The following is an 11588-nucleotide window of genomic DNA, read 5'->3' as shown; positions in this document are numbered from 1 at the left end:
GGGGTGCGTGGGATTAAACCGGGGCTCGTTCTGATCATTGTGTTCGGCATTGTCGTTGCTGCGCATCCTGCCTTGGCGCAGCAGGACGGCAGCGTTCTCACGACGCTGGAAAATTCGGTGACGACGGCCGCCAAGGGCTGGCAGACCGTCATGCAGGCGGCCAAGTCGTTGTTTTGGATCCTCGCTGGCATCGAGGTCGGGCTTGCCGCGGTCTGGCTCGCCATTCAGACCGCAACGCTTGACGCTTGGTTCGCCGAGATGGTGCGGCGGATCATGTTCATCGGCTTCTTCGCCTTCGTGCTCGACCAGGGACCGAGTTTCGCGAAAGCGGTCGTCGACAGCCTCTATCAGATCGGTGCTGGCGGCGGCTCGGCTTCGCCGGCGGATGTGTTCAACGCGGGTCTCAAGGTCGCCTCCGCGATGTCGCAGAACGCACAGTTCGGCCTATTCCACGACAATGCACTGGCGATCGCCTCGGTGTTCGCCATGGTGATCGTGGTGATCGCCTTCTCGCTGGTCGCGGCGATCTTCGTGGCTGTCATGGTCGAGATGTATGTTGGCCTGCTCGCCGGCATGATCATGCTCGGCCTCGGCGGCTCCTCCTTCACCAAGGATTTTGCCATTCGCTACCTAGTCTATGCTTTCTCGGTCGGCATGAAGCTCATGGCGCTGGTGATGATCGCCAAGATCGGCTCCGACGCCTTGCTAAACCTCGCCAACCAGACCGGCACCAGCAACGACGCGTTCGTCGGGACATTGGCGATCGGAGGCATCTCCGTCGTCGTCTTCATTATCTCGATGTACGTGCCGAGCATCGTCCAAGGCGTCGTGCAGGGCGTCTCCGTCGGTAGCGGCATGGAAGTGGTGAAGCATGGGGGACAGGCGGCGAGCTTCGCGGCCGGCAGCGCCGCCCTCGTCATGGGAGGCGCGCGGGCCGGGGCGGCCGGCTTCAGTTCCGCGCGTGCTGACGGCGCCTCGTTTGGCGCGGCCGCCCTCAAGGCGATGACGCAAGGCATCGGCACGGCGGGCGGCGCGCTCGCCTCCGCCGCGCGCGATCAGGCGATCGGCGCGCCGGGCTCGTTCGGCACGTCGACGCTCGGCCTTGCCAACGCCAAGCTCGATCAGCGGGTCGCCCAGCAGAAATCGACCGGAAAGACTTGAGCCGATTCAACCCGACAGATGAAACATGGAAAGCCTTTCTCGAATGCCCGCGCGCAATTCGCCCGACAATCCCTATCTCGCCGCGCGCCAGGAATGGAACGAGCGCTACGGCTCCTATGTGAAGGCGGCCGCAGCGTGGCGCACCATCGGCATCGTCGCCATGGTCATGGCCGTGATCGGCTTCGCCTATGCACTGTTCCAGAGCACGCAGGTTAAGCTCGTTCCCTACATCGTCGAGGTCGATAAGCTCGGCACCGCCGCGAGCGCTGGCTATCCGCAGCAAATCGAATATGCGGATCCGCGGGTCGTGCGCGCGACGCTCGGAAGCTTCATCTCGAACTTCCGATCGGTCACGCCCGATGCGGTCGTGCAGAAGCAGTATATCGATCGGACCTATGCGCTGCTGCGGACCTCCGATCCCGCCACGCAAAAGATCAATGACTGGTTTCGGAGCAACTCGCCGTTCGAGAGGGCCAAGACGACGACGATCGCCATCGAGGTCAACAACATCGTCGCCCTATCCAACCAATCCTATCAGATCGACTGGACCGAATTCGAGCGCGACAGGAAGGGAAAGCAAACCGGCGAACACCGCTTTCGCGGCATCGCCACTGTCACGCTGACTCCACCCCAGGACGAGCAGACCATCCGGCTCAATCCGATCGGCCTTTACCTCCGTGATTTCGACTGGACGGCGCAACTATGAAAGGGGCGGGGACGCCGATGCACCTAAACACAATCAGACCGCATGCATGCATTGTTCTCGCGGCATCCGGCTTCGGCTTGCTGCTTGCCGGTGTCAGCGCGCACGCGCAGGCGATGACGGCCAAGGAGCGAAAGGGCACAAGTATCTCGAGTCAGTGGCGCGGATCGACCGGCCTGGTGACGCGCGGCGCCGACGGCAAGGTCGTCTTCCTGTTCGGGGAGGTCCAGCCCTCCGTCGTCTGCTCGCCGCTCGAGGTCTGCGATATCGAGCTCGAGGCCGGTGAGGTCGTACGCGATGTCCTGGTTGGCGACACCGTGCGCTGGAAGATCGAACCGGCAACGTCGGGAGCAGTCGGCGGACAAGCCATCCACCTGATCGTCAAACCGTCGGAGCCAGGGCTTGTCAGCTCGATGGTGGTGACGACCTCGCGACGAACCTATCATATCCAGCTCAAGTCGAACGCCACCCAATACATGGCGCGTGTCGGCTTCGAATATCCGGAGGCTGTCGGCAGCCGGCTCGCCGACATCAACGCGCGTCTTGGCACTGAGGTGATTCCGGGCGCCGGCGTTCCCGCCGAGCAGTTGAGCTTCGCCTACAGCGTGAGCGGCAACGCCTCCTGGCGGCCGACGCGCGTCTACAGCGATGGCGTGAAGACCTACATCCAGTTTCCGTCGTCGCTCTCCGGACAGGATGCACCGGTCCTGTTCGTGGTGTCGGGCGGCCAGAACCGCATCGTCAACTACCGGCTGAAGGGCGACATGATGGTGGTCGATTATCAGATCGACACCGCCATTCTGGTCTCCGGCGTCGGCTTTTGGAACCACGACAAGGTGACGATCCGGAGGGGAGGATGACCATGCGCGCGGCCTCCTCGATGCGTCAGCTCCTCCTTCTCTCCCTGCTCGGCCTGTCGCTCGCGGGATGCGCCTCCTTCGGCAGCAGCGCCCTGGTCGCGAGTTCGGCGCCTTCAGATCTGTCTGGTCCCGCGGCCTCGGCGATCGCCGGCGACATGGTGACGAAACTCGCCGAGCAGGTCGGGCCGGGCTCTGGCACGATCCTCCTGAAGCCCGACGGCACGCCCTTCGGCCAGGCGCTGGAGATGTCGCTCAAGAGCTGGGGATATGCGGTGGCGACCGATCAGAAGACCGGCGGCGAGAAGACCATTCCACTCGCCTATGTGATCGAGTCCTACAATGGCCAGGTGCTGGCGCGCTTGTCGACGGGCAGCGTTCAGCTCGGCCGCGCCTATGCCGCGACGGCCTCCGGGGCATCGCCGGCCAGCCCGCTCTCCGTCATGCAGCGCGGGTAGGGAGGGCGATCATGGTGCAATCCCTGAAGCTCGGCGGCGCTCCGGAGGGCGAGGGCAAAGGAATCCGTCGCCTCAACCGGCTGCCGATCATTGTCGCCATCGTGCTGGTGATCGTCTTCTTCGCCGTCATCTTCTATGGCCTCACGTCGCGCGGTCTGTGCTTCCGTCGCGCCGCCGGCATCGACACCGCCTCATCCAACCCGGCATCGACCTACGCCGATCAACTCAAGAAGGGCGTCTCCAACGGCATCATCGGCGACCAACAGGAAGCACAGACGTTCCAACCGGCCCCGGCGCAGCCCGAGCCCCCAAAGCCGGCAAGCAATCCCTTCACCGGCCGACAGCAGGCGGAGCCGGCCGGCTCGCAACTCGAATCCGAAGCGCTGTGGCGGGCGCGCCTCGAGCGGGAGGCACATGAACAATATTTGCGGGAGCAGCAGCGCCAGCGCATGGCCCGCGTGCAGGCGAACGACGCCGCCTATGATTCACCGCTCGGCATCAATCTCAGCAAGCTGCAAACATCGAGCGCATCCGTAAGCAATGCGGCGCAAGCGAAGACGACGACGACACCCGGTCTTGGACGCGGTGCGTCCGACCTTTATGCGACGGCGCTCCGCGCCGGCTTTGGCATGCAGAACATCGATCCGAACGGGCAAATGGCGAAAGAGGATTTCTTCAATGCAGACCTTAAGAAGCTCGGCTACCTCCCCAACAAGGTGGTCGCCCCGACATCCGCCTACGAACTGAAACGCGGTTCCGTCATTCCAGCGACGCTGATCACCGGCATCAATTCCGATCTTCCCGGTCGCATCACAGCCCAGGTCAGCCAGAACGTCTACGACAGCGCCACCGGCCATCAGTTGCTGATCCCGCAGGGCGCCAAACTCCTGGGGCGGTACGATTCCAAGGTTGCATTCGGACAAAGCCGCGTCCTTGTGGTCTGGACTGACATCGTCTTCCCGAACGGCTCGACGTTGCAGATCGGTGGCATGGCAGGCACCGACCCGGAAGGTTATGGTGGCTTCAACGATCAGGTCGACAACCATTACTTCCAGGTATTCGGCTCCGCGATCCTGATTGCCGCGATCGGCGCCGGCATCGATATGTCGATGCCGGCGAGTTCGCCATACGGGTATCGACAGACACCATCCGACTCCGCACGAAACAGCTTTGCCGAGACGTTTGGCCGGGTCATCGAACAGACGATCAGCAAGAACATGAACGTCCAGCCTACACTGGAGATCCGACCAGGCTATTTGTTCAACGTCCTCGTCGACCAGGACATGGTCTTTCCGGGGGCTTACAGGGGATGAAGTGCTTCGGTCCGGTTACGATAGAGTCTCTGGGAGATGCCGCGTTGGGCGCGAAGCAATCGATCCAGTTGGCCGATGGAGAGTGCTTCTCGTTCTCGCAACTGATCGCGCGTCGCCAAGAGGCGAGGCGGTCCAGCACCGTTGCGCGGAATTCCGCGGAGCCCAGCGCCCGATCCCGCCACACTCGTCGCGCGGATGATCGAAAGACTCATACCGATCGACAAAGGAAAGGTGAAACGCGCAGCAACAAAGCGAAAAGGGATGTTCGTTCAGGGCTGCCTAGAGGCAGCCAGCACCAAAGCCTATCTCGGACACGCGACTAAAACTTCAACGCGATCATTGTTTACTGTTCAAAGCCGGTCCGGTTTAGCCGCAGCGAGCCGCTCATCCGCGGCCTCGAACAGCGCGCGGGACCATCTCGCCACCTCGCAGCCACCGCAGCCGCGGCGCTCAAATCGCCATAGCGCACGCGGCACATCCACCCGTTCCCATTCTTTGGTACGCCGGCCCTCACAACCCTCGGCACCGCCAGTCATTGGGCCCGCATCCGAAAACCTTCACAACTCCAACAATGCTGCAAATGCTGATTGACAGCCGCCGAGCGTGATCTCTCTTTTCGATGCGACGACGTCCCGAGGCCCCGACATGATCAAACTTGCTTGCACGGCGCGATGCATTAGACGATTAGCACGTTCAGTGTTATCGGTAGGTTGGAGCTTGCGTGCTTCCAGACATGGCGCCCGGCCTTCTTCCATTTCACCGTTACGCAGTGAATGCGCTCGCGGCCGGCGTCGTCAGACACAGTCAGGGCGCAGTTCTGGTCCTGCGTTTCGTCGTCGCCAAGCGACAGAATGGAAGCCGTCCACGAACCGCCGCCCGGGTTGAATGACAGGCGATTGTTGCCCTGTGGGAACGTGGACTCGACATCGACGTCGTATGGAATCGTGCTCCCGTTCCACACTTCGACTTCGTGTCGGCCATCTATTGCACTCCGCACTAGCGAAGTAACTTTACCCGACCCGTCGGCCACGAACGAGTCGACAACCAAGTTGCCGAAACGACTCTTTCCCCCCATCGTGCCCCCTCTTACCCACTCGCCGCCAATGGCCTGGCTCTCGGGCTTAAATGTAGCGCCAACAGCCTCAATGCCTCTCTAACCGTCGTAAGTTGCGGCCGCGTGACTTGGGACGAGGCAATGAACGTCGCCAGCCTGTCCTCCAGTACACTGAGGTGAGTGAGCGGAAGCTTTACGCCGACGCTCTCGTCTTCCTCGCGCGCCTTCTCGACGTCGTTGCTCGTGGCGAGGCGCGCCCACAGGATAACTTCTTCTCTGATCAGAGATGATCCAGGGACCCGCCGTTCTGCACGACATTCAAGGCGGACAAACTCTGCCCCTGGGAGCGTGGCAGCTTTCAGCCAATCGGGCCCGATGAACTTGCTCAATTGCCCTGATGCAAACGCTTGCCCCCTTAGCACCATCTGACCCGATTGCCCTACATCAAGGGTCGGGTAGATGCCTTGAATGAAATCGAGAACCTGCCTGGGCGCTGGGTCGCCAAGCCAGGCGATCGTGAACGGCGAGCCGATCACAGGACGGGAGTCGACGTAGGCCCCGAGCACCGGGCCGCCATCCTCTTCGAATCGAAGCCAAGTGCCCGCGGACAAAGTTTCTTGGTAGAATTCAACCATCCAGCACCCTGCTTCTCACCAAAATATACGTTGACCTTACCGGAGATAACCGCTTGGGCCAAAAACGATCATACCAATTCATCCCTTTAGCCCGTCCTATTCGTGAGAGTGCGTTTTTCTAGTCAGAGCTGGCCCCGCAAATTCGGACAGTAGCTTGAGTGGATTTTCTGCCTGACAGCGGCGAGGATTCTTGCTGCGAATCAGGAGCGAAGATGACGAAGAAGAGCCGCCGGACGCATTCTCCGGCATTCAAGGCGAAGGTTGCTTTGGCTGCGGTCAAAGGCGACAAGACACTGGCGGAGCTGGCGCAACTGTTTGATGTTCATCCGAACCAGATCACGATCTGGAAAAACCAGCTCCTGGAAGGCGCCGCCGGCGTGTTTGGGCATGACAAGACATCGGCCGAGACGCCGGTCGATTTGAAGGCGTTACATGCCAAGATCGGCGAGCTGGCGTTGGAAAACGATTTTTTGTCCGGCGCGCTCACCAAGGCGGGCCTGCTGAGCGCAAAGCGATGATCGACCGCGATCATGATCTTTCTATCGTGCGCCAGGCGAAGGTCCTGAAGCTGGCTCGCAGCACGGTCTACTATGAACCTCGGCCAGTTTCGGCCGAGGACCTTGCCTTGATGCGTCGGCTCGATGAGCTGCATCTCGATTATCCCTTCGCGGGAGCGCGTATGCTGCGATCGTTGCTGCGGCGGGAGGGCGTATACGCCGGTCGCCGCCACATCGCGACGCTGATGAAGCGCATGGGGATCGAGGCGGTCTATCGTCGCCCGAACACGAGCAAGCCGGCTCCGGGTCACAAGATCTACCCGTACCTGTTGCGCGGATTGAAGATCGAGCGGCCCGACCATGCGTGGGCAATGGACATCACCTACATTCCGATGCGGCGTGGCTTCGTCTATCTCGCGGCGGTCGTCGATGTGTTCAGCCGACGGGTCCTGGCCCATCGCGTCTCGATCACAATGGAGGCGGCCTTCTGCGTCGAAGCGGTCCAGGAGGCGTTGGCGAAGCACGGCAGGCCCGAGATTTTCAACACGGATCAGGGCAGCCAGTTCACCAGCCTCGAGTTCACCGATGTGCTGCTGGACGCGAAGATCGCCATCAGCATGGACGGCAAGGGCGCCTGGCGCGACAACGTGTTTGTCGAGCGGCTCTGGCGCACGGTCAAATACGAAGAAGTTTATCTCCGCGCCTACGACAGCGTGTCCGAGGCGCGAGCGTCAATTGCCAAGTATCTGGCCTTCTACAATCAGGGACGCCCTCACTCGAGCCTTGACGGGCGCACGCCCGACGAGGCTTACTTCGGCACGCAAGCTATGGTGATGGCCGCATGACCGTCGCCGACGGTTTTGTCGTCGCTCTGGTCGGGCTACGCCCTCCCGACGCAACGACAAAACCGTAAAGCCCCGCGTTCAGCATAACCCGGCAGGAATCCACTTAAATCCAGCGGGGCGCTGTCCAAACAACCGGGGCCAGCTCTGTCAGCCTTTGGCGGCATCGCTATGCCGACCATGGCCTTGAAGGGCTGCAAGACAAGCCGCGGCCTGGCAAGCAGCCGATCTATACGAAGACGACCGACAAGCGGATTCTGAAGCTGCTGGATAAGCCGCCACCGCAAGGGTTTGCGCGCTGGACCGGCCCCCTGCTGGCCGAGGCGCTGGGCGATGTCGATGTCCAATATGTCTGGCGGTTCCTGCGCAGCCACAAGATTGACCTGGTGGCTCGCAAGTCCTGGTGCGAGAGCAACGACCCGAACTTTACGGCCAAAGCCGCCGATGTTGTCGGCCTCTATGTCGCGCCGCCGGCGAAGGCCATTGTGCTGTGCGTGGACGAGAAGCCCTCGATCCAGGCTTTGGAGCGAGCGCAGGGTTATCTGAAGTTGCCCAATGGCCGCGCCTTGACCGGCCAAAGCCACGATTACAAGCGGCATGGCACCACAACATTGTTTGCGGCGCTCGAAGTCGCCACCGGAAAGATCATCGCGACCCATTCAAAACGCCGGCGCCGCGTCGAGTTTCTCGATTTCATGAACAGCGTCACCGCGGCTTTTCCGAACCGCAAGCTTCACGTCATCCTCGACAACCTCAACACCCATAAAAAGAACGAGGACTGGCTCAAGGCCCACCCCAACGTGCAATTTCATTTCACGCCGACAAGTGCGTCATGGCTCAATCAGGTCGAAGTATGGTTTTCCATCTTGCAGGGGCAGTCGCTCAGCGGCACCTCCTTCACGAGCCTCAAGCAGCTTCAGGAACACATCGATGCCTACGTCAACGCATACAACGACAGAGCCGAGCCCTTCGTCTGGACCAAGAAAAAGGTCCGTCAACGCCGTTTCAAAGGCCGCCGTATCACTCAGCTCTGATTCCGGGTACTAGCTTGAGCCGGCCATGCCGCTCCAGCGAAGGCAGCAACGTCGGAATCATTACCCTGAGCCGCTTGCCGCAGATCCGATCCGAGGCCTCCCATAGCGCCACCGGCGCATCCCTGATAGGGCCGCCATAGGTCGGCTTTCGCTGCCGCCGGGCCTCCGGCGAGATTGCGACATGGCTGGCAAGCGCCCGAACCGCGTGCTTGCGATGCCAGCCCGTCACCGCGCAAAGCTCGTCGAGTATGCGCCCCTTATCTGCCCGCCCGGCACCGTCAAGTTAACGAATAGGGGCGGCCGATGGGGTAGACGACCGGCATGCCGACCGCCCGGGACCCTCTTTATCGCCGCCATCGCTTCCCACCGGAAGTGATCAGCTATGCCGTTTGGTTGTATTTCCGGTTTCCCTTAAGCTTGCGGATCGTCGAGGAAATGCTGGCGGCGCGTGGCATTGGCGTGACCTATGAAACCGTGCGCCAGTGGGGACGGAAATTCGGCAAGCCGTTCTCCGATCGGATCCGCCAGCGCGCTCCCGCCCGCGACAAATGGCATCTGGACGAGGTCGTTATCTCGATCGCGGGCGAACAACATTGGCTCTGGCGCGCTGTCGACCAGAATGGCTTCGTTCTCGACGTCTTGATCCAGCGCCGAAGAGACTCGCGCGCTGCGCAGCTTCTCATGAAGAAGCTCTTGAAATCCGCCGGCACGCCGCCGCGCGTGATGATCACGGATAAGCTGCGTTCGTCCGGCGCTGCGAGGGCGAAGATGGGCTTTCACGTCGAATATCGCCCGCACCAAGCTCTCAACAATCGGGCCGAGAATTCTCATCAACCGACGCGGCGACGCGAGCGGATCATGAAGCGTTTCAAATCGTCCCGTCAGGCTCAACGGTTTCTGTCAGTTCACGATCAGGTCGCGAACCTTTTCCACATCCCCTATCCCGGAGCCGCCACCGCGGACTTCCGTCGTGCTTCGCGCGAGCGAGCCTTTGCGACTTGGCGCGAGATCTCCATGACAAGCGCTATCGCCGACTCTCGACCTCTGAGAATCGCCTCCTTCGGCTCGGCGGTCGATTAAGTTGACGATGCCGTGCGCGCTGCTCTTTATCGAGGGCCTCCCATACGAGGACGGCCCCGCGCTGAGGTGGTGGGTCGAGAAAGCTCAGCTGCTGCATGGCTGTCCTCCGATTCCGGTGGCAGGACGGTATGCGCGGCATGCAATTGCCGCAGCAAAGCGTCGACGATCGTCCGGGCGTGCAGCAGCTCGGCGTGGGAAGCCAGGAATGCTGCTCGAGCGCATTGCGGGCTTGCACGCGGTAAATGTTGTGCGATAGGCAGATCTGTCCACGCAGCCGGTACAAGGGCACGGGTACCATCGGGCAGTACAAGCGTCAGATGAAGTTCGCCGCGTCGATGACACCAGCCAAGCACATTAAGCGCGGATCCCTCAAAAGGATGGCGCGACCGAACGATGGTTACCTGATCGGGATAGTCGTCGAGATGATGAGCGCGGTGGTGGGTAGTCTGTCGAGTAGTCTTTCGACACGGTCCATCACCGGCTGCTTATCAGATGTGTGCGGCGACGAGTGCAGGACGCGCGATTTGTTGATCTTCTCTGGCGGTTCCTGAAGGCAGGTCACATTGACCGTGACCTGTTTACAGCCTCCAGCGAGGGTGTTCCAACATCATGCTCCACGAGTTCGATGCGTGGCTGGAGGCGAAATACCTGAGCGACAAGGCCCGCAAGGACCGCTGGGCATGGAACTTCGGCATCAAGCTTGGCCGCCCTATTACGGTTCGAGAGAATCGGCAATGGAAGCCGGCGGTTGCTTATTGCCGATACGCTGACGACTTTGTCATGATCGTAAAAGGGACCAAAGCTCAAGCAGAGGAAATCCGCGAGGAATGCCGCGCCTTTCTGGAAGGCAAGCTGAAATTGATGCTGAATATGGAGAAAACCCATATCACCCACGTCAATGACGGCTTCGTCTTTCTGGGGCACAGGATCATTCGCAAGCGAGGGGCGCACGGGCGCATGTCCGTCGTCACAACGATACCCAAGGAAAAGGCGAAGGGGTTTGTTCGTAGGCTCACTGAAACCCTTTCCGGCAATCATAGTGTCAGCACGGTCGACATGATCGCGGGCCTGAACCGTCAACTGGCGGGATGGGCAGCATTCTACAAGTTCATCGACTTCACCGCGCACGTATTCCGGCGCATCGACCATGTCGTATTCTGGAAAATGGTAAGCGGAGCTTTTCTCCCATTTGATTGATTGGTTTCGCTTCGGCTTTCGCTCTGCGATTCTTGGCTGGTCAGAGAGCCAAGAGGAGACTGAAGGCGATGGAACAATCGGGGGAGGAAGCCGAAGCTGATGGCTTTGTAGGGAAGCTTACGCGCCGGACGCGTTCTGGAGGCCGGTTATGGTCTGCGGAGATCAAGGGGCGCGCTGTTTTCGAGAGCATGAAGCCCGACGCCCGGGTATGTGATGTCGCACGGCGTTACGGTGTGAAGGCCCAGCAGTTGACGAGGTGGCGCAGATTGGCGCGTGCTGGCCGGCTCGCATTGGTCACGGACGACGCGGCGGATTTCGTGTCGATCGAGCTGAGCGATCCAGCGGCGTCAGGCAAGAGCGAGGGGCCCGTCGAGATTACGATTGGCAAGGTTTCGGTCCGCCTGGATGCGGACGTGTCGGCGGTGCGGATCGCGGAGATCGTGACTGCGATCGAGCGCGGCGCATGATCATTCCGGCGCAGGGACTGCGGATTGTGCTTGCTGTGGCACGCGCGTCAGATGCATGACGCCGTCGCTGATCTGCGGCCACTCGAAACGACCATCGCGGCCAAGGCGGGAAGCGAGTGGGCGAACGGATTGTCGCGACGCCAGCTGCGGCGAACTGACTCAGACCCGACAACCTGTTTCGCGCGGGGCTTTGGGATGATAGCTTGCGGATGTGCCGCCGTCCCCCTTTGATCCCGCCCGTCTTGCAGCGCTGCCCGCCGATGTGCGCGCGCTCTTCCGCGCGCAGGAAG

Annotated in this window: 12 protein-coding genes and 2 pseudogenes; 11 read left to right on the top strand and 3 right to left on the bottom strand. The window is 61.2% G+C overall.

Annotated features, from left to right (window positions below):
• Positions 1-3: 3 nt before the first annotated feature.
• The 5 genes from trbL to trbI are packed head-to-tail and all read left to right on the top strand — an operon-like array spanning position 4 to position 4492.
• Positions 4-1161 carry a P-type conjugative transfer protein TrbL gene (gene trbL / locus J4G43_RS53580; protein WP_208089666.1) on the top strand — a complete coding sequence of 386 codons (1158 nt, stop codon included), beginning with the start codon at positions 4-6 and terminating at the stop codon, positions 1159-1161.
• A gap of 43 nt (positions 1162-1204) precedes the next feature.
• Positions 1205-1867 (top strand): conjugal transfer protein TrbF, encoded by a 663-nt coding sequence (locus J4G43_RS53575; RefSeq protein WP_028152993.1) that lies wholly within the window; start codon positions 1205-1207, stop codon positions 1865-1867.
• Positions 1868-1884: 17 nt separating this feature from the next.
• Positions 1885-2724 carry a P-type conjugative transfer protein TrbG gene (gene trbG, locus J4G43_RS53570; RefSeq protein ID WP_208089665.1) on the top strand — a complete coding sequence of 280 codons (840 nt, stop codon included), beginning with the start codon at positions 1885-1887 and terminating at the stop codon, positions 2722-2724.
• A gap of 2 nt (positions 2725-2726) precedes the next feature.
• A complete protein-coding gene (gene trbH / locus J4G43_RS53565; RefSeq protein WP_028152991.1) occupies positions 2727-3179 on the top strand; it encodes a conjugal transfer protein TrbH in 453 nt (150 codons plus the stop codon).
• A gap of 11 nt (positions 3180-3190) precedes the next feature.
• Positions 3191-4492 carry an IncP-type conjugal transfer protein TrbI gene (gene trbI, locus J4G43_RS53560; protein WP_208089664.1) on the top strand — a complete coding sequence of 434 codons (1302 nt, stop codon included), beginning with the start codon at positions 3191-3193 and terminating at the stop codon, positions 4490-4492.
• A gap of 676 nt (positions 4493-5168) precedes the next feature.
• Here the strand turns inward: trbI and J4G43_RS53555 are convergent.
• Together J4G43_RS53555 and J4G43_RS53550 are read right to left on the bottom strand one after the other, a co-directional pair.
• Positions 5169-5453, bottom strand: a complete 285-nt coding sequence (locus tag J4G43_RS53555) for a hypothetical protein (protein ID WP_155258061.1) — start codon at positions 5451-5453, stop codon at positions 5169-5171.
• Between the two features lie 125 nt (positions 5454-5578).
• Positions 5579-6181, bottom strand: a complete 603-nt coding sequence (locus tag J4G43_RS53550; protein WP_028152988.1) for a hypothetical protein — start codon at positions 6179-6181, stop codon at positions 5579-5581.
• A gap of 212 nt (positions 6182-6393) precedes the next feature.
• Between J4G43_RS53550 and J4G43_RS53545 the strand changes: the two genes are divergently transcribed.
• Together J4G43_RS53545 and J4G43_RS53540 are read left to right on the top strand one after the other, a co-directional pair.
• Positions 6394-7523 (top strand): IS3-like element ISRj2 family transposase gene (locus J4G43_RS53545; protein WP_129557670.1). Its coding sequence is split into 2 segments (ribosomal slippage): positions 6394-6646 and positions 6646-7523, totalling 1131 coding nucleotides; the frame shifts between segments, so codons are not numbered across the junction.
• A 146-nt stretch (positions 7524-7669) separates the two neighbouring features.
• A pseudogene (locus J4G43_RS53540) lies at positions 7670-8554 on the top strand (IS630-like element ISRj1 family transposase); the annotation flags it as partial.
• Here J4G43_RS53540 and J4G43_RS53535 read toward each other — a convergent pair.
• Complete coding sequence (locus tag J4G43_RS53535; RefSeq protein ID WP_166354357.1) at positions 8541-8783, bottom strand: hypothetical protein; 243 nt, start codon at positions 8781-8783, stop codon at positions 8541-8543. The pseudogene J4G43_RS53540 and the gene J4G43_RS53535 overlap by 14 nt on opposite strands.
• A 92-nt stretch (positions 8784-8875) precedes the next feature.
• Here J4G43_RS53535 and J4G43_RS53530 point away from each other — a divergent pair, with 92 nt between their 5' ends.
• The 4 genes and pseudogenes from J4G43_RS53530 (at position 8876) to J4G43_RS53515 (ending at position 11298) form a co-directional block, all read left to right on the top strand.
• On the top strand, positions 8876-9634 hold the full coding sequence (locus J4G43_RS53530; protein ID WP_208089663.1) for an IS6 family transposase: 759 nt from the start codon (positions 8876-8878) through the stop codon (positions 9632-9634).
• Positions 9635-9951: 317 nt separating this feature from the next.
• A complete protein-coding gene (locus J4G43_RS53525) occupies positions 9952-10185 on the top strand; it encodes a hypothetical protein (RefSeq protein ID WP_157783864.1) in 234 nt (77 codons plus the stop codon).
• Positions 10095-10801 (top strand): annotated as a pseudogene (locus J4G43_RS53520) (reverse transcriptase domain-containing protein); the annotation flags it as partial. The gene J4G43_RS53525 and the pseudogene J4G43_RS53520, both read left to right, overlap by 91 nt.
• Before the next feature lie 98 nt (positions 10802-10899).
• Positions 10900-11298 (top strand): transposase, encoded by a 399-nt coding sequence (locus J4G43_RS53515; protein WP_082757285.1) that lies wholly within the window; start codon positions 10900-10902, stop codon positions 11296-11298.
• Positions 11299-11588: the final 290 nt, after the last annotated feature.

Origin of the sequence: Bradyrhizobium barranii subsp. barranii (genome assembly GCF_017565645.3) — a bacterium.
GTDB lineage: Bacteria > Pseudomonadota > Alphaproteobacteria > Rhizobiales > Xanthobacteraceae > Bradyrhizobium > Bradyrhizobium barranii.
The sequence above is the reverse complement of the archived record's forward strand: the minus strand, read 5'-3'. Positions and strand labels throughout refer to the sequence as shown.